Here is a 16,747-nt window from a genome sequence, read left to right as displayed (position 1 = left end):
ATGGGCTACGTCCCGCCCCCCACCCCCCAGTACGGCCTCGAGGAAGGCCCCATCCTCCTGAAGGATGGGCGCACGGCCCTCTTGCGCCGGGCCAGCCGGCAGGACCTTCCCCTCTTCGTGGAGTTCCTGAAGCGGCTATCGCCAGAGTCCTTGCGCATGCGCTTCTTCTCCCCCATCTCCCCGGAGAAGGCCGCGGAGCTCCTCCTCTCCGCCAAGCCCGAGGAGGAAAAGGTGACCCTCATCGTCCTCGCCGGGGACCCTCCCCGGCTGGTGGCCACGGGGGAGTACGTGCGCCTCAAGGGGGAGGACACCGCCGAGGTGGCCTTCCTGGTGGACGACGCCTTCCAGGGGAAGGGCCTCGGCACCCTCCTTCTGGAGCGCCTGGCCCTCATCGCCGCCAAACGGGGGGTGCGCCGCTTCCAGGCCTTCGTCCTGGCGGAGAACAAGCAAATGCTAAGCGTTTTTATGGAAAGCGGCTTCCGCGTCCGGGCCCACCGGGAGGGTGGGGAGGTGGAAGTGGAGTTTGAGATCCTCATGGAGGAGGAGACGGCCCGGCGCTTTGAGTGGCGGGAGAAGGTCTCCACCATCGCCAGCCTCCACCCCTTCTTCTTCCCCCGGGGGGTGGCGGTGGTGGGGGCGAGCCGCGACCCGGAGAGCATCGGCTACCGCGTCCTGGAAAACCTCATCTTCGGCCGCTTTCAGGGGCCGGTCTTCCCGGTGAACGAGGCCATCGGGAGGGAGGGGGGGACCGTGGGGCCCCTCCTCGCCTACCCCAGCCTGGAGAGCGTCCCCGGGCCCGTGGACCTCGTGGTGGTGGCCGTGCCCAAGGAGCGGGTCCCGGAGGCCCTCGAGGCCGCGGGGCGCCGGGGAGCGCGGGGGGCCATCGTCCTCACCACGGGCTTCACCCCTAAGGAGGCCCAGGCCCTGGCGGACAAGGCGAGGCGGCTGGGGATGCGCCTTTTGGGCCCGGGCTCCTTGGGCCTCGTCCACACCCACCCCGGGGTGCGCCTGGCGGCGGGCCTCGCCCCCCTACCCAAGGAGGGGCCTTTGGCCATCTCCAGCCAGTCCGGCACCCTGGGCCGGGCGGTGCTGGCCTTCGCCGAGGAGATGGGCCTCGGCGTGGCGAGCTTCGTCTCGCTTGGGGCCAAGGCGGACATCTCCTCCAACGACCTCCTCCAGTTCTGGGAGGAGGACGAGCGGACCCGGGTCATCCTCCTTTACCTGGAGCACTTCGGCAACCCCCGGCGCTTCTCCCGCCTCGCCCGCAGGATCGGGAAGAAAAAGCCCATCCTGGCGGTCCACCCCTCCCGCGACCCCTTGGTCAGGGCCCTCTTCGCCCAGGCGGGGGTGGTGCGGGCCAACAGCCTGGAGGAGGCCTTTGACGTGGCCCTCCTTTTGGCCCAGGGCCCCTTGCCGGAGAACGGGCGGGTGCGCCTCATCTCCAACGCCTCCGGCCCCTCCAACCTGGCCCTCGAGGCCCTGAAGGAAGGGGGGATGGAGGTGGAGCACGTGGACCTGGGCTCCACGGCCGACCTCGAGGCCTTCCGCCGGGCCCTCGCCGAGGCGGAGGCGAGCGACGCGGGGAGCGTCTTCCTCCTCTTCGTGCCCATGGGCTTCGCCCCGGAGGAGGAGGTGCTGGGGCTTTTGCGGGAGGTGCGGGGAGGGAAGACCTACCTGGCCTGCCTCATGGGGCTTTCCTCGGGGCGGGCCCGGGTCCTGGGCTCCGTCCCCGTCTACCGCTTCCCCGAGTCCGCGGCCATCGCCCTCGCCCGGGCCTGGGGCTACAGGCGGTGGCGGGAGGAGCCTCTCTTCTTCCCCGACTTCCAGGACCTCCGCCTGGAGGAGGCGAGGAGGCTCGTGGAGGGGAAGCGCGCCCTCTCCCGGGAGGAAGGGGAGGCCTTGCTGCGCGCTTTTGGCCTCTCCCTGGGCGAGGAGGAGGGGCTTAGGCTCCGCCTTGTGGCCGAGCCCCACCCCCTTTTCGGGCCCGTCCTGGCCCTGGTCCTGCCCACCCCCCTGGGGGACCAGGTGCTGGAGCAACGCCTCTCCCCCCTCACCGCCAAGGACGCGGAAGAGCTCCTCCGCCCCCTCGCGGGACGGGTGGAGGGGCTTCAGGCCTACAAGGAGCTCGTCCTCCGGGTTTCCCGGATGCTGGAGGAGCTTCCCCAGGTGGAAAGGCTCCTTCTGGAGCTTTCCGGTCCCCGGGTGGCGGCCTTTACAATAAGCCTCCGTGCGGATTGAAAGCCCGCAAAACCCCCGGGTAAAGGCCCTCGCCGCCCTCAAGGAGCGGAAGGAGCGGGAGCGGACCGGCCGCTTTCTCGTGGAGGGGCGGCGGGAGGTGGAAAGGGCCCTTAAGGCGGGCCTCTTCCTGGAGACCCTCCTCCTCGGGCCCAAGGCCCGCCCCGAGGACCGCGCCCTGGCCGGGGGCGCGGAGGTGTTGGAGCTTTCGGAAAGGGCCCTGGCCCGGGTCTCCACCCGGGAGAACCCCGCCCAGGTCCTCGGGGTCTTCCGCCTCCCCCGAAGAAGCCTCGCCGGGGTGACCCTCGGGGCCGCCCCCCTGGTCCTCGTCCTCTTGGGCCTGGAGAAGCCCGGCAACCTGGGGGCCATCCTCCGGGCGGCGGACGGGGCGGGGGCGGACCTCGTCCTGGTGGCCGAGGGGGTGGACCTCTTTAGCCCCCAGGTGATCCGCAACTCCACGGGGGCGGTCTTCGCCCTTCCCGTCTACCCCGTGGCGGAGGAGGAGGCGGCCCGCTTCCTGGAGGAACACAACCTCCCCCTGGTGGCGGCCACCCCCGAGGGGGAGAGGCTCTACTGGGAGGGGGACTACCGGGGAGGGGTGGCCTTCCTCCTCGGGGCGGAGGACAAGGGCCTCCCCGAGGCCTGGAAGAGGCGGGCCCAGGTGCGGGTGCGGATCCCCATGCGGGGGCGAGCGGACAGCCTCAACGTGGCCGTCACCGCCGCCCTCCTCCTCTACGAGGCCCTGCGGCAGCGTTCAGGGGGCGCACCCTTATAACCCTCCCCTCAACCCCCTTGACAAAGGGGCGCCAGACCAGGATAATGACCCTTGGTTTGACACTCTCACCCTTTGGGCGTCAAAGGAGGGAGTGGATATGGCCGCGGAGGTGAAGACGGTGATCAAGCCCCTAGGAGACCGGGTGGTGGTGAAGCGGATTGAGGAGGAGCCCAAGACCAAGGGCGGCATCGTGCTTCCCGACACCGCCAAGGAGAAGCCCCAGAAGGGCAAGGTGATCGCGGTGGGCACGGGCCGCGTCTTGGAGAACGGCCAGCGGGTGCCCCTCGAGGTGAAGGAGGGGGACATCGTGGTCTTCGCCAAGTACGGCGGCACCGAGATTGAGATTGACGGCGAGGAGTACGTGATCCTCTCCGAGCGCGACCTGCTTGCGGTCCTGCAGTAAAGGAGGTGAACCATGGCGAAGATCCTGGTGTTTGACGAGGCGGCTCGCCGGGCGCTGGAGCGCGGCGTGAATGCGGTGGCCAACGCGGTGAAGGTCACCCTCGGTCCTCGGGGCCGGAACGTGGTCCTGGAGAAGAAGTTCGGCTCCCCCACCATCACCAAGGACGGGGTGACGGTGGCCAAGGAGGTGGAGCTGGAAGACCACCTGGAGAACATCGGGGCCCAGCTCCTCAAGGAGGTGGCCTCCAAGACCAACGACGTGGCCGGTGACGGGACCACCACGGCCACCGTCCTCGCCCAGGCCATCGTCCGGGAGGGCCTGAAGAACGTGGCCGCCGGGGCCAACCCCCTCGCCCTCAAGCGGGGCATTGAGAAGGCGGTGGAGGCCGCGGTGGAGAAGATCAAGGCCCTCGCCATCCCCGTGGAGGACCGGAAGGCCATTGAGGAGGTGGCCACCATCTCCGCCAACGATCCCGAGGTCGGCAAGCTGATTGCCGACGCCATGGAGAAGGTGGGGAAGGAGGGCATCATCACGGTCGAGGAGTCCAAGAGCCTCGAGACCGAGCTGAAGTTCGTGGAGGGGTACCAGTTTGACAAGGGGTACATCTCCCCCTACTTCGTCACCAACCCCGAGACGATGGAGGCGGTCCTCGAGGACGCCTTCATCCTCATCGTGGAGAAGAAGGTCTCCAACGTCCGTGAGCTCCTCCCCATCCTGGAGCAGGTGGCCCAGACGGGCAAGCCCCTCCTGATCATCGCCGAGGACGTGGAGGGCGAGGCTTTGGCCACCCTGGTGGTCAACAAGCTCCGGGGCACCCTGAGCGTAGCCGCGGTGAAGGCCCCCGGCTTCGGTGACCGCAGGAAGGAGATGCTCAAGGACATCGCCGCGGTCACCGGCGCCACGGTGATCTCCGAGGAGCTCGGCTTCAAGCTGGAGAACGCCACCCTCTCCATGCTGGGCCGGGCCGAACGGGTGCGCATCACCAAGGACGAGACCACCATCGTCGGCGGCAAGGGCAAGAAGGAGGACATTGAGGCCCGGATCAACGGCATCAAGAAGGAACTGGAGACCACCGACAGCGAGTACGCCCGGGAGAAGCTCCAGGAGCGCCTGGCGAAGCTCGCGGGTGGCGTGGCCGTGATCCGGGTGGGCGCCGCCACCGAGACCGAGCTCAAGGAGAAGAAGCACCGCTTTGAGGACGCCCTGAACGCCACCCGGGCCGCGGTGGAGGAGGGCATTGTGCCCGGCGGCGGCGTGACCCTCCTCCGGGCCATCAGCGCCGTGGAGGAGCTCATCAAGAAGCTGGAGGGCGACGAGGCCACGGGCGCCAAGATCGTGCGCCGGGCCCTGGAGGAGCCTGCCCGCCAGATCGCCGAGAACGCCGGGTACGAGGGCTCCGTCATCGTCCAGCAGATCCTGGCCGAGACCAAGAACCCCCGCTACGGCTTCAACGCCGCCACCGGGGAGTTCGTGGACATGGTGGAGGCGGGCATCGTTGACCCCGCCAAGGTGACCCGCTCCGCCCTGCAGAACGCCGCCTCCATCGGCGCCCTCATCCTCACCACCGAGGCGGTGGTGGCGGAGAAGCCCGAGAAGAAGGAGTCCACCCCCGCCTCCGCGGGCGCCGGAGACATGGACTTCTAAGCCCTAGCGGCTAAGGGGCCGGGCCTTCAAGGCCCGGCCCCTTTCTAAGTGCCGGGGACGGCGTCAGCCGTAGAGGGCGGCGTACTTTTTCTCCAGGTAGGCCAGGAAGGGCCTGGCGCTTGGGGCCTCCCCCGTCACCCGTTCCACCAGGACCCGGGGGCGGAAGCGGCTTCCCTCGGCGTGGATCCGCGCGCGCGTCCAATCCAGGAAGGTCCGGAAGTCGCCCCGGGCGAACCTGGGTTCCAGGGGGCCGAGCTCGGCCTCCGCCTTCTGGAAGAACTGGGCGGCGTAGAGGTTGCCCAAGGTGTAGGTGGGGAAGTAGCCGAAAAGCCCCCCGGCCCAGTGGACGTCCTGCATGACCCCGTCCTTGTAGTCCTTGGGGGCCACGCCCAGGTGGTCCCGGTACTTCTCCGCCCACGCCTCCGGCAGGTCCTCGGGGGAGAGCTCCCCGCGGAAGAGGGCGAGCTCCAGCTCCAGGCGCACCAGGATGTGGAGGTTGTAGGTGACCTCGTCCGCCTCCACCCGGATGAGGGAGGGCTCCACGGCGTTGACGGCGAAGTGGAAGTCCTCGAGGCTCACGTCCCCAAGGCTCGCGAAGATCTCCCGGGCCCGGGGGAAGAAGCGCTCCCAGAAGCCCAGGGAGCGGCCCACCAGGTTCTCCCAGGTACGGCTTTGCGACTCGTGGACCCCCAAGGAGACCGCCTCCCCCCTCGGGGTGCCCCAGTGCTCCTTGGGCAGGCCCTGCTCGTAGAGGGCGTGCCCCATCTCGTGCAGGGTGCCGAAGATGCCCGCGTTGAAGAAGTCCTCGTAGTAGCGGGTGGTGATGCGCACGTCCCCGGGGCCGATGGTGATCTCAAAGGGGTGGGCCGTGGGGTCTAGGCGGCCGGCCTCGAGATCGTAGCCGCAGGCCGAAAGGAGCTCCAGGGCGAAGCGCCTTTGGGCCTCCACGGGGTAGGGACGGTGGAGGATGGAGGTGTCGGGCCTCTTCCCACTTCCCAGGATCCGGTCCAGAAGGCCCTTGAGCCCCTCCTTGAGCTCGGCGAAGAGGGGAAGAAGCTCCCGGGCCCGCATTCCCGGCTCGTACCCGTCCAGGAGGGCGTCGTAAAGCTCCCCGTAGGGGGGTCCCCGGGGGCCGGGGGGAGGGCGAAGAGGACCTCCGCCTTCTCCTTGGTGAGGGCGTAGACCCGCTTCAGGTAAGGCAGGAAGCCCTGCCAGTCGTCCCTGGGCCTGGCCTCCTCCCAGAAGCTCTCCGCCTCGCTTTCCGCCTGGGCGAGCTCCACGGCGAGCCTTTCGGGGATGGCCCGGGCCCTTTCGTAGGCCTGGCGCCACTCCCGGACGTTGACCGCGGCGTCGGAGAGGGGATCCTGCACCAGGGGGCTTCCCTCCACCTTCTCCAGCCACTCCCCGATCCTGGGGTCGGTCATGCGCTGGTGGAGGAGCCGGGCCAGGGCGGCCATCTGCCGGGCGCGGTGCTCGTGCCCCTTTTTGGGGATCATGGTGCGCTGGTCCCAGGCGGCGAGGGCGCCTAAGGAGGCCAGGTAGGCCGTCTCCTTCTGGAACGTCAAGAGGCTTTCGTAAGCGGCTTCCGGCGTCACGGGGTCATCATACCTCCTTGGGAAGGCCCCGGGAAACGTCCTTCCCCTAAAATGCCTTTATGTGGCCCCTTTTTGCCCTGTTCCTCGGCCTCGCGGTGGGCTCCTTTCTGAACGTGGTCATCCACCGCCTGCCCCGGGGGGAGTCCGTCGTCTACCCCCCGTCCCGCTGCCCCCAGTGCGGCCACCGCCTGGGGCCTTGGGACCTGGTCCCCGTCCTCTCCTACCTCGCCCTAAAGGGGCGGTGCCGCTACTGCGCCCGTCCCATCTCCCCCCGCTACCCCCTGGTGGAGGCCCTCACGGGGGGGCTTTTTCTCCTCGCAAGCCTCTTCTACCCCCCTGGGGTGGAGGCCCTCTTGGTCTTCCTCTTCCTCGCCTTTCTCGTGGCCCTCGCCTTCATTGACGTGGACACCTTTGAGCTTCCCGATCCCCTCACCTACGGCCTCCTCTTCCTTGGGCTTTTGGCCTCCTGGGCGCTGGCCTTCCCCCTTCCCTTTAGGGAGAGCCTGGACGGAAGCCTCATGGCCGCCGGGGGCTCGCCCTGGTGGCGGGTTACGGGAACTTTTTCCTGAGGCGCTTTAAGGAGGGGAGGGCCGAGGTTCCCGTGGGGCCCCACCAGGTCCACATGGCGGCCCTCTTCGGGGCGCTCTTGGGCCCAGGGGTGGGGATGGCCCTCGCCTTCCTCGCCTGGGCCCTCTCCGCCCGCACGGGGCGGGCGGTGGCCCTCCCCGACCGGCTCACCCTGCCCCTTTTGCCTCTCGCCTTCCTCCTTGCCCCCGCCCTAGGCCTGGACTTCCTGGAAAGCCTTAAGGGAAGCCTCCTCGCTGCCGGGGGCTCGCCCTCGCCGGCGGGCTTTACTGGGCCTTCCGGCCCCTTCCCGAGGAGGGCGAGGAGGAGGAGCCCGTGGCCATGGGCTACGGGGACGTGAAGCTTCTGGGGGCCCTCGGGGCCTGGCTTGGCCCTTACGCCTTCCTCGCCCTCTTCCTCGGGGTCTTCGCCGGAGCCCTTGTGGGCCTTCTCCTTAGGCAAAGGAAGCTTCCCTTCGGCCCCTACCTGGCCCTTGGGGGGGTGGTGGCCTTCTTCTTCGGGGAGACCATCTGGGGAGCTTACCTTCGCCTTTTGGGCTTTTGAACAGGGGATGGGCTTGCCCTCTCCTATCCTGGAAACCATGAGGGGCATAAGGGCATTCCTGGTGGCGCTTGGACTTTTGGCTTTGGGCCTTGGCCTTTACACCTTGGCCTCTCCCTACCTCTTCCTCCGCGACCTCCAGGGGGCCATCCTCGAGGGGGACCGGGCCCGGCTGGAAAGGATGGTGGACTTCCCCCGGGTGCGGGAGGGCCTCAAGGCCCAGATCCACGCACAGCTTCTCAAGGAGGTGGGGAAGGAGGTCCAGGCCAACCCCTTCGCCGGCCTCGCCTACCTCTTCGCCGCCGGACTGGTGGACCCCTTGGTGGAGGTCCTCGTTTCTCCGGAGGGCCTGGCCGCCTTGGGCACCGGGGCTGGGCCCGGGGAGGCCCCCAAGGAGGAGGTGAAGAACTGGCGGCTAAAGTACCAAGGCTTCCGCACCGCCTACATCCACCACAAGGACGATCCGGAAAGCCGGCTTTACCTGGAGCGGCAGGGGCTTTGGGGTTGGAAGGTGGTGCGGCTGGAGTTTCCCCTGGAGTAGCATAGCCGCCATGGAGCTTCTGGAAGTCCTGGCCAAAAGGCGGAGCGTACGGCGCTTCAAGCCCCTTCCCATCCCCGAGGAGGACCTGGAAAAGCTCCTTTTTGCCCTGCAGCGAGCTCCCACCGACGCCAGCGCCCAGCTCTACTCCGTGGTCCGGGTGAAGGACCCGGCCCTCCGGGACGAGATCGCAAGGCTTTCCGGGGATCAGGAACACATAAGGCAGGCGGCGGAGTTCTTCGTCCTTTTGGCAGATATCCACCGCCTGGAAAGGCTTTTGGAGCACCGGGGGCAGAAGATGGCCCCTTGGCCCAGGACCGCCCTTCACTTCGCCATCCTGGACGCGGGGCTTGCCGGGGCCTATTTGGCCCTCACCGCCGAGGCCCTGGGCTACGGGGTCTGTTTCATCGGGGGGGTGCTGAACGGGATTGAGGCCCTCCTAGACCTCCTAAAGCTTCCCCCCGGGGTTCTCCCCGTGGCGGGCCTGGCCGTGGGCGTACCCGACGAGGAGGGCCCCCCGAGGCCCAGGCTTCCCCGGAGGCTCGTGGTCCACGAGGACCGCTACCGCCCCTATACGGAGGAGGACCTGGAGGAAGCCTACCGGGCCATGGCCCCCTACAGCCGGGTGGGGGACTGGAACCGGGTCCTGAGGCGCTACTTCGCCGAGGGGGGTACGATGGAGGCCAGGGAGAAGCCTTACGGGAAGGTCCTTTCCCGGCAGGGGTTTGACCCGGACCTGCCCCCAGGGGCCCCCTTCTACTCCCTGGGGGCCTTGCTGGAGGAGGCCTTGGCGGAGGCCCGGGGGTGCTCTTCCGCAAGGGGGAGGTCTGGCTGGAAGAGGAGGCCCGGGCCTTCCGGGGGGAGGGAAGGCCGGGAGAAGCCCTCCTCATGGCGTTGCGGAAGGCGCGGGGGGAGGTTCCGGACTGGCCATGACCCGCCTCGCCCCCCGGTAGACCTTCCGGTAGAAGGGGGCCTCGAGGCTCTCTATGACCACCCGGCTTCCGTAGCTAGAGGCGTGGGCGAAGACCCCCCGGCCCAGGTAGATCCCCACGTGGTCCACCTCCTTCCCCCCAAAGCTGAAGAAGACCAGATCCCCAGGGCGCAAAGGCCCTTCAACGGGGGGAAGGGTGCGGTACTGCTCCTTGGTGGTCCGGGGGAGGGCCACGCCCAGCTCGGCGTAGACCTGGGCCACGAAGGCGGAGCAGTCCAAGGCCAAAGCGGAGTTCGCCCCGTACTTGTAAGGCACGCCCAGGTAGCGGAGGACGGTCCGTAGGAGGGGGCTTTCCGGATCCAGGGCTTCCGGCTCTGGGGGAGGGGGCGAAGGCGCCTCGCCCCCTTCGGGAAGCCTCAGGACCTGTCCCACCTTGATCTCCGGAGAGGAAAGGCCGTTTAAGCGCATGAGGGCTTCCACGGTGGTGCCGTGCCTGCGGGCGATGGAGAAGAGTGTGTCCCCGGGGGCCACGGTGTAGGTGGCCTGGGCCAGAGCAAGGCTCAGGAAGGCGAGGAGAAAGGCGCGGCGCATTCAGCCCTCCTTAAGCAGGCTCCGCACCCCTTCGGGCAGGGGCTCCTGGGGGAAGAGGCTGCGGTAGCGGCGGGCCAGGTCGGCGAGGAGGGGGCGGAACTCCTCGCTCCGCAGGGCCTCGGGGTAAAGGTCCCGCATCTGGGCGAGGAGGTTTTCCCGGGCTAAGTGGCGGGCGGCTTGGAGGGCGTCCCCCTCGAGGCCCGCCTCCTGGCCCCGCATAAGCCGCTCCGCCGCCCGCCGCACCCCGGGGTCTTCCAGGTGGCGGCGGCAGGTGGGGCAGGGATGGGTCTCGCTCAACGCTTGGCAGATGGGGCAGGGGTCCCCCCGCTGCCTCTGGAAGAGGGCCAGGGCGGCCCGGGCTACCCGCTCCCGGAGCTCCGGGGGGGCCTTTTCCGCCAGGGCCAGGGCCTTGCGGCCCGCCTCCCGCAGGCGGCCGGGGTCCGAGGGCGAAGGGGCCTCTCCCCCTTCCGCCTCGATGGGGCCCACCTGGAACCGGATCTCCCGCACCGTCCCGGGGAAGCGCTCCTCGTAGCGGCGGAGGAGGGCGAGGCGGGTGTAGGTGAGCTGGTGGCCCACCACGGGGTCGGGCACGTGGACCACGAGGACACCCCCCTCCAGGGCCACCGCCTCCGTGAAGCGGGCGAGGTCTTTTCCCGCCACCTCCCGCCAGGCGGCGAGGACGAGGCCCCTTCTGAGCCTCTCCTTGCCCCCGGCCCGCTTCAGGGCCTCGGGGATCACCTCCTTCAGGCGCCAGGGCACAGGACCACCCCTCGTACCACCGAGCATACCGGCACCCCCGGGGGGCTTCCAGCCCCGCCAGGATGGCTTGGGGCAGGGCCTCGGCGTAGACGAGGATGGCCCGCCTGCGGGCCTCGTCCAGCTCCTCCCCCCACTCGTCCACAAGGAGGAGGGGGGGCTCGCCGTGGTGCTCGGCGAGAAGGCGGTGCTCGGCGAGGCGCAGGGCCAGGGCCAGGGTCTTGGCTTCCCCGCGGCTGGCAAACCGGTGGGCGGGGCGTCCCTCCAGGAGGAAGACCAGGTCGTCGCGGTGGGGCCCCACCAGGGTCTGGCCCCGCTCCCGCTCCTCGGCCCGGCTGGCCTCGAGGGCCCGGAGCACCCCTTCCCCTGCGGTCTCCTCCAGGCGAAGCCCCGCCTCCTTGGGGGCGAGGGCGGCATGGACCTCCCGCAGGATGGGGGTGAAGCGCCGGAGGAAGCGGCGCCGCAGGGCCACGATCTCGTCCCCGTAGCGGGCGAGTTCCCGGTCCCAGGCGGAAAGGCCCTCCCCTCCAGCCTTGAGGAGGGCGTTCCGCTGGCGCAGCGCCTTCTCGTAGGCGGAGAGGAGGGCGGCGTAGCGGCGGGAGAAGCGGGCGATGAGCCGGTCCAGGTAGGCCCGCCTTTCCTCCTTGGCCCCGAGGACCACCTCGAGGTCCAGAGGGGAGACAAGGACCGAGCCGGGAAGCTCCCAAAGGGCCCGAAGGCCCACCCGCTTCCCGTTCAGGAAGACCTCCCGCCCCCCGGGGCCTAAGCGGTGCTCCAGGCGGTAGGCCCCAAGCTCCGTTTCCACCTCGGCGTGGAGCCAGGCCTCCTCCTCCCCGAAGCGGACGAGGTCGGCAAGGCCCAGGGGGACCTCCCCCCTAGGGCCAGGTGGATCCCCAGGAGGAGGCTCGTCTTCCCCTGGGCGTTGGCCCCCACCAGGGCGGAAAGGCCCGGCGGGGGGCGGTAGGCTTCCAGGGCCAGGTTGCGAAAGTTCCGCTGCCGGAAGAGGAGCAACCGCATTAGAGCTTTACCCTGCGGAAGAGGGCGGGGAGGAAGAGGAGGACAAGGAGGAGAAGGGAGGCCCCAAGGATATAGGGCCCCTCAGGGGCTAGGCGGTAAAGCCCCGTGCCCACGATGGGCCCGAGCATCCTCCCCAGGGCCTGGGCGGAGCTGTTGAGCCCCGCCACCAGGCCCTGCTCCCCCTCGCCCACGGCCAAGGAAAGGGCCGCCGTGACCCCGGGGAGGGCGAGCCCCTGCCCCGCCCCCTGGAGGGCGAGGCCCAGGGCCAGGGCCCAGAAGGTCTTCGCGTAGACCAGGAGGACGAAGCCCAGGATCCCCAGGGGAAGGCCTAAGGAGAGGAGGACCCTCGGGGGCCAGCCGGTCTTGCGGACCAGGACACCCTGGACGAAGACGGCCACGACCCCATAGAGGACCAGGGCCAGGCCCACCTTCTGGGCCGTTTCCACCCCGCCGAGGAGAAGCCGGTCCTGGAAGTAGAAGGCGATGGTCTGCTCCAGGGCCACGCTGGAAAGATTGAGGGCGAGGCCGAGGAGGAGGAGGGGGAAGACCCTGGGGTCAAAGGGGGAAAGCCGCGCCCCGGCCTCGGTCCCCCGGGGTTTGGACTCGGGGAGGACCAGATAGACGAAAAGGGCGTTTAGGAGGGCGATCCCCGCCGAGAAGAAGACGGGGGCGAGGAGGCCGAAGAGGGCGGCAAGCCCCGCCCCCAGGGCGGGCCCCAGGATCACCGCCAGGCCAAAGGCCGCCCCCAAGAGGGCCATGCCCGCGGTGCGGTTCTCCCGCCCCGTAACGTCGGCCACGTAGGCCTGGGCCGTGGGCAGGGTGGCGGCGCTGAAGGCCCCGCCCAAAAGCCTCGCCAAAAGGAGGAGGGGGAAAAGGAGGCCTCCCGGGAGAAGGCCCTTTTGCCCGAGGAGGGCGAAGAGGCCAAAGAGGAAAAAGCTCGCCGCGAAGCCCAGGATGCCCAGAAGGAGGACGGGCTTCCGCCCCTTCTCGCTTCGCCTCCCCCAGTAGGGGGAAAGGAGGAACTGCATGAGGGCGTAGCCCGTGGAGAAGAGGCCCACCTGGACCTCGGTGAGGCCCAGCGCCCTGCCCAAAGGCCCCAGGATGGGGAAGAGGATGGAGAGGCCCAGGACGCTGTTGAAGAGGGTGAGGAAGAGGAGGGCAAGGGGCGACATGGGCCGATTTTAGCCGAAGCGCCCGGTGATATAGGCCTCGGTGTAAGGGTGCTTGGGCTTGGTGAAGATCACCTCGGTGGGGCCTTCCTCCACCAGGACCCCTAGGTGCATGAAAAGGGTGCGGTCGGAGACCCGGGCAGCCTGTTGCATGTTGTGCGTGACGATGACGACCGTGTAGCGCTCCTTCAGCTCCAGGATCAGGTCTTCAATGGCCTGGGTGGCGATGGGGTCCAAGGCGCTCGTGGGTTCGTCCATGAGGAGGAGGGGCGGCTCCACGGCGATGGCCCGGGCGATGCAAAGCCTTTGCTGCTGCCCGCCGGAAAGCCTCAGGCCGCTTTCCTTCTTGAAGCGGTCCTTGACCTCTTCCCATAGGGCGGCCCGCTTTAAGGCCTCCACCACCCGGTCTTCCAGCTCGCTCCCCTTCACCCCCATGAGCCGTAGGCCGAAGGCCACGTTCTCAAAGATGGTCTTGGGGAAGGGGTTGGGCTTCTGGAAGACCATGCCGATGTGGCGCCGCACCGCCACCGGGTCCACCCGGGGATCGTAGATGTTCACCCCTTCGTAGAGGACCTCCCCTTTCACCCGCACCCCGGGCACCAGGTCGTTCATGCGGTTGAGGGAGCGGAGGAGGGTGCTCTTTCCGCACCCCGAGGGGCCGATGATGGCCGTGACCTGGTTTTTGGGAAAGCGCACGGAGATGTCGTAAAGGGCCTGTTTCGTCCCGTACCAGAGGCTTAGCTGGCGCACGTCCACCAAGGCCTGGCTTTCCGGCACCGGGTCGGTGCGCACGGTCTGGTGCTCTTTCAGCTGCTCCAGGCTCACCATTCCCTCCTAAAGCGGTTCCTGAGGTAAAGGGCCATAAGGTAGAGGGCGGAAAGGAGAAGAAGCATCACCAGGATGCCCGCCGCCGCTACCCGGGCGAACTCGGGCTGGTTCTGGCTGATCCAAAGGTAGATCTGCACCGGGATCACCGTGTACTGGGAAAGGGGGCCCGTGGGGGCGAAGGGCACGTAGGCCGCCGCCCCCACCAGGAGGAGGGGGGCTGCCTCCCCGATGAGCCGGGCGGCGGAGAGGATCACCCCGGTGACCATCCCGGGCAAGGCGGCGGGCACCACGACCCGGAAGACCACCTGCCTCTGGGTGGCTCCCAGGGCGAAGGCCGCCAAACGCAGGGAATCGGGGACGGCCCTCAGGGCCTCCCGGGCGGTGACCACGATGACCGGGATGCCCAAAAGCCCCAGGGTGAGGGCGGCGGCCAGGACCGAGGGACCAAGCCCCATCCCCCGCACGAAGAGGGCCAGGCCCAAAAGCCCGTAGACGATGGAGGGGACCCCGGCCAGGTTTCGGAGGTTGACCTCGAGGATCCGGGAAAGCCGGCCCTCCCGCAAGTACTCCTCCAGAAGGATGGCGGTCCCGATCCCCACCGGGATGGCGAAGAAAAGGGCTAGGGAGAGAACCCAGACCGTGCCCCAGATGGCCACCCCGATCCCCGCCGTGAGGGGCGAGCGGGAAGGGGGGCGGGTGAGGAAGGTCTGGTCCAGCCAGGGGTTTAAGACCAGGCGCTCTCCTTCCTGAAGGTTCGCCTTTAGCTCGTTCCAGCGCCGAAGCCCTTCCGCCAAGGAAAAGTCCGCCACCCGCTCGTCGTAGACGTTGGTGACCACGTAGCGGAAGGGGCCCTCGTGGGTGTTCCACATGAGCTCCACCCGGTTTTGCAGGAAGAGGGCGTTGCGCTCCTTGGGGTCTTGGAGCATGAAGGCCGCCTCCTCCTCGGTGTAGCCCTGGGCCAGGAGCTCCTGCCGCAGGATGGTCTCCGCCGAAAGGCCGAAGGGGTAGGTGTGCCCGGGCCCCATGTCGGCCCGCACCACCTGGACGGAAACGCTGCGGTAGAGGGTGTCCCCGAGGAGGAGGGCGAGAAGCCCTAGGGCCAGGAGGAGGGGGAGGACGAGGGCCCGGGCGAAGACCCGGTCAATGCGGGCCTTCCAGGGGTCTTGACCGAAGGCTTCTGGGGTAGGGGTTCTATTCATACCGCTCCCGGTAGCGTTCCACGATGTACTGGGCCAGGACGTTTAGGGCGAGGGTGAGGAGGAAGAGGGTGAAGCCCACGGCGAAGAGGGCGTAGTAAGCAGTGGAGCCCACGGGCTGGTCCCCGGTGGCCGCCTGGACGATGTAGCTCGTCATGGTGGCGATGGTTTCTCGGGGGTCCAGGGTGAGGGTAGGGCGTTGCCCGGCGGCGATGGCCACGATCATGGTCTCCCCGATGGCGCGGCTTGCGGCGAGGATGATGGCGGCGATCACGCCGGAAAGAGCCGCCGGGAGGACCACCTTGAGGGCCACCTCGTAGGGCCTTGCCCCCAGGGCGTAGGCGGCTTCCCGGATGCTCCGGGGCACGGACTGCATGGCGTCGGCGGCCACGTTGGAGACGTAGGGCAGGATGGCGAAGCCCATCACTAGACCCGCCGAAAGGGGGTTAAAGAGGCTTAGGCCGGGGATGACCTTTTGCAGGAGGGGGGTGACGAAAAGAAGGGCGAAGTAGCCGAAGACCACCGTGGGGATGCCTCCGAAGAGCTCCAGCACCCCGAGCACCCGGGCCCGCTTGTCCGAAGGCAGGTACTCGGAAACGTAAACGGCGAGGGCGAGGCCCAACGGTACGGCCACGAAGAGGGCGATGGCCGTCACCAGGAAGGTGCCGGCGAGGAGAGGGGCGATGCCGTACCGGGGCTCGGCGAAAAGAGGGGTCCACTCGGGGGCGAAGAGGAACTCGGCGAGGGGCACCCGGCGGAAAAACTGGACCACGTCCCCAAGAAGGCTCAGGATCACCCCCAGGGTGGTGAGGAGGGTGACGGAGGAGAGAAGAAGGAGGACGAGGAGGGTGAGGCGTTCCACAGGGTGCCGGGAGGGCCGCTGCTTCAGGATCTCCATGCCTACCCCATTCTAAAAGGGGGTGGGGGGTACCCCCCACCCCCTGGAGCCCAGGGTTAGCGAAGCTCCTTATCCAGCTCCTGGATGAACTTGGAGAGGGGCGTGCCCGCAGGGAGCTCCATGAAGAAGGTGCCTGTCTTCCTCCGCTTCACCAGCTCTTGGCCGATGCGGTAGGCCTCGCTGGGGAGCTCCACGTACCCGGTGGAGCGGATGGCCCTGCGGGCGGCGGGGGAGAGGTAGAAGTCCACGAAGGCCTGCACCTCGGGCCGGTCCAGGCTCTTTACGTTCACGTAGATGAAAAGGGGCCGGGAAAGGGGCTGGTAGGTGCCGTCCAGGACCGTCTCCCGGGAGGGCAGGACGCACCCCTTGCCGTGGGCAATGGCCACGGCCTTTACCTTGTCCTTGTTTTCCTCGTAGTAGGCGTAACCCAGGAAGCCCATGGCGTAGGTGTCCCCGGCAACTCCCTTGATGGTGACGTTGTCGTCCTCCGTGGGCTGGTAGTCGGTGCGGATGGCCTTGGACTTGCCCACGATGGCCTCGGTGAAGTAGTCAAAAGTGCCGGAGTCCGCCCCGGCCCCGTAGAGCCTTAGGGGCTGGTTGGGCCAGCCCGGGCGGATCTGGCTCCAGCGCTGGATTTTGGAGTTGGGTTCCCAGATGGCCTTGAGCTCCTGGGTCTTCAGGCAGGTGGCCCAGGTGTTCTTGGGGTTGACGATGACGGTGAGGGCGTCGTAGGCCACGGGGAGCTCAATGAACTGGATGCCGTTCTTCTGGCAGACCTCGAGCTCCTCCGGCCGGATGGGCCGGCTGGCGTTTTGGATGTCCGTTTCTCCCCGGCAGAACTTCTTGAAGCCACCGCCCGTTCCGGAGAAGGCCACCACCACGCGGATGTTGGGGTTGCGGGCGGTGAACTCCTCCGCCACCGCCTGGGTAATGGGGTAGACGGTGGAGGAGCCGTCCGCCCGGATCTGGGCCAAGGCCGTGCCCGCTAGGGCCAGGATCGCAAGACCGAGTGCCTTTCGCATCGTTCAACCTCCCACCTACACTCT

At 68.5% G+C, this 16,747-nt stretch carries 12 protein-coding genes and 4 pseudogenes; 7 read left to right on the top strand and 9 right to left on the bottom strand.

Features of this window, described 5'->3' with window-relative positions; all coding sequences use genetic code 11:
• The 4 genes from AV541_RS00310 (at position 1) to groL (ending at position 5,057) form a co-directional block, all read left to right on the top strand.
• Entirely contained in the window at positions 1 to 2,238 is a 2,238-nt protein-coding gene (locus AV541_RS00310; RefSeq protein ID WP_060383989.1) for a GNAT family N-acetyltransferase, read from the top strand.
• Positions 2,228 to 3,010 carry a TrmH family RNA methyltransferase gene (locus AV541_RS00305; protein WP_060383988.1) on the top strand — a complete coding sequence of 261 codons (783 nt, stop codon included), beginning with the start codon at positions 2,228 to 2,230 and terminating at the stop codon, positions 3,008 to 3,010. The genes AV541_RS00310 and AV541_RS00305 overlap by 11 nt, the downstream gene beginning before the upstream one ends.
• A gap of 97 nt (positions 3,011 to 3,107) precedes the next feature.
• Complete coding sequence (gene groES / locus AV541_RS00300) at positions 3,108 to 3,413, top strand: co-chaperone GroES (protein ID WP_011174076.1); 306 nt, start codon at positions 3,108 to 3,110, stop codon at positions 3,411 to 3,413.
• A gap of 12 nt (positions 3,414 to 3,425) precedes the next feature.
• Positions 3,426 to 5,057, top strand: coding sequence for a chaperonin GroEL (gene groL, locus AV541_RS00295; RefSeq protein WP_060383987.1), 1,632 nt, complete (start codon positions 3,426 to 3,428; stop codon positions 5,055 to 5,057).
• A 63-nt stretch (positions 5,058 to 5,120) separates the two neighbouring features.
• On the opposite strand, the pseudogene AV541_RS00290 reads toward groL, so the two are convergent.
• Positions 5,121 to 6,652 (bottom strand): annotated as a pseudogene (locus AV541_RS00290) (thermostable carboxypeptidase 1).
• Between the two features lie 59 nt (positions 6,653 to 6,711).
• Here AV541_RS00290 and AV541_RS00285 point away from each other — a divergent pair.
• From AV541_RS00285 to AV541_RS00275, 3 genes and pseudogenes are all read left to right on the top strand, one after another.
• Positions 6,712 to 7,780: pseudogene (locus AV541_RS00285) on the top strand (prepilin peptidase).
• A gap of 7 nt (positions 7,781 to 7,787) precedes the next feature.
• Complete coding sequence (locus AV541_RS00280) at positions 7,788 to 8,318, top strand: DUF2939 domain-containing protein (protein ID WP_060383986.1); 531 nt, start codon at positions 7,788 to 7,790, stop codon at positions 8,316 to 8,318.
• Positions 8,319 to 8,328: 10 nt separating this feature from the next.
• A pseudogene (locus AV541_RS00275) lies at positions 8,329 to 9,248 on the top strand (nitroreductase family protein).
• On the opposite strand, the gene AV541_RS00270 reads toward AV541_RS00275, so the two are convergent.
• From AV541_RS00270 to AV541_RS00235, 8 genes and pseudogenes are all read right to left on the bottom strand, one after another.
• Complete coding sequence (locus AV541_RS00270) at positions 9,202 to 9,837, bottom strand: C40 family peptidase (RefSeq protein ID WP_008630431.1); 636 nt, start codon at positions 9,835 to 9,837, stop codon at positions 9,202 to 9,204. The pseudogene AV541_RS00275 and the gene AV541_RS00270 sit on opposite strands and share 47 nt — an antisense overlap.
• A complete protein-coding gene (locus AV541_RS00265) occupies positions 9,838 to 10,596 on the bottom strand; it encodes a DciA family protein (RefSeq protein WP_060383985.1) in 759 nt (252 codons plus the stop codon).
• A pseudogene (recF, locus tag AV541_RS00260) lies at positions 10,581 to 11,610 on the bottom strand (DNA replication/repair protein RecF). The gene AV541_RS00265 and the pseudogene recF overlap by 16 nt, the downstream one beginning before the upstream one ends.
• Complete coding sequence (locus AV541_RS00255; protein ID WP_060383984.1) at positions 11,610 to 12,782, bottom strand: MFS transporter; 1,173 nt, start codon at positions 12,780 to 12,782, stop codon at positions 11,610 to 11,612. The pseudogene recF and the gene AV541_RS00255 overlap by 1 nt, the downstream one beginning before the upstream one ends.
• 9 nt (positions 12,783 to 12,791) lie before the next feature.
• The gene (gene pstB / locus AV541_RS00250; protein WP_060383983.1) at positions 12,792 to 13,607 is read right to left on the bottom strand and encodes a phosphate ABC transporter ATP-binding protein PstB; all 816 of its coding nucleotides are present in this window, start codon (positions 13,605 to 13,607) and stop codon (positions 12,792 to 12,794) included.
• Entirely contained in the window at positions 13,601 to 14,806 is a 1,206-nt protein-coding gene (gene pstA, locus AV541_RS00245; protein ID WP_060383982.1) for a phosphate ABC transporter permease PstA, read from the bottom strand. The genes pstB and pstA overlap by 7 nt, the downstream gene beginning before the upstream one ends.
• Entirely contained in the window at positions 14,799 to 15,701 is a 903-nt protein-coding gene (gene pstC / locus AV541_RS00240) for a phosphate ABC transporter permease subunit PstC (RefSeq protein WP_060383981.1), read from the bottom strand. Before pstC ends, pstA begins: the two co-directional genes overlap by 8 nt.
• Before the next feature lie 56 nt (positions 15,702 to 15,757).
• Positions 15,758 to 16,723 (bottom strand): PstS family phosphate ABC transporter substrate-binding protein, encoded by a 966-nt coding sequence (locus tag AV541_RS00235; RefSeq protein WP_060383980.1) that lies wholly within the window; start codon positions 16,721 to 16,723, stop codon positions 15,758 to 15,760.
• Positions 16,724 to 16,747 lie beyond the last annotated feature (24 nt).

The sequence above is a fragment of the Thermus parvatiensis genome (genome assembly GCF_001535545.1).
Lineage (GTDB): Bacteria > Deinococcota > Deinococci > Deinococcales > Thermaceae > Thermus > Thermus parvatiensis.
The sequence above is the reverse complement of the archived record's forward strand: the minus strand, read 5'-3'. Positions and strand labels throughout refer to the sequence as shown.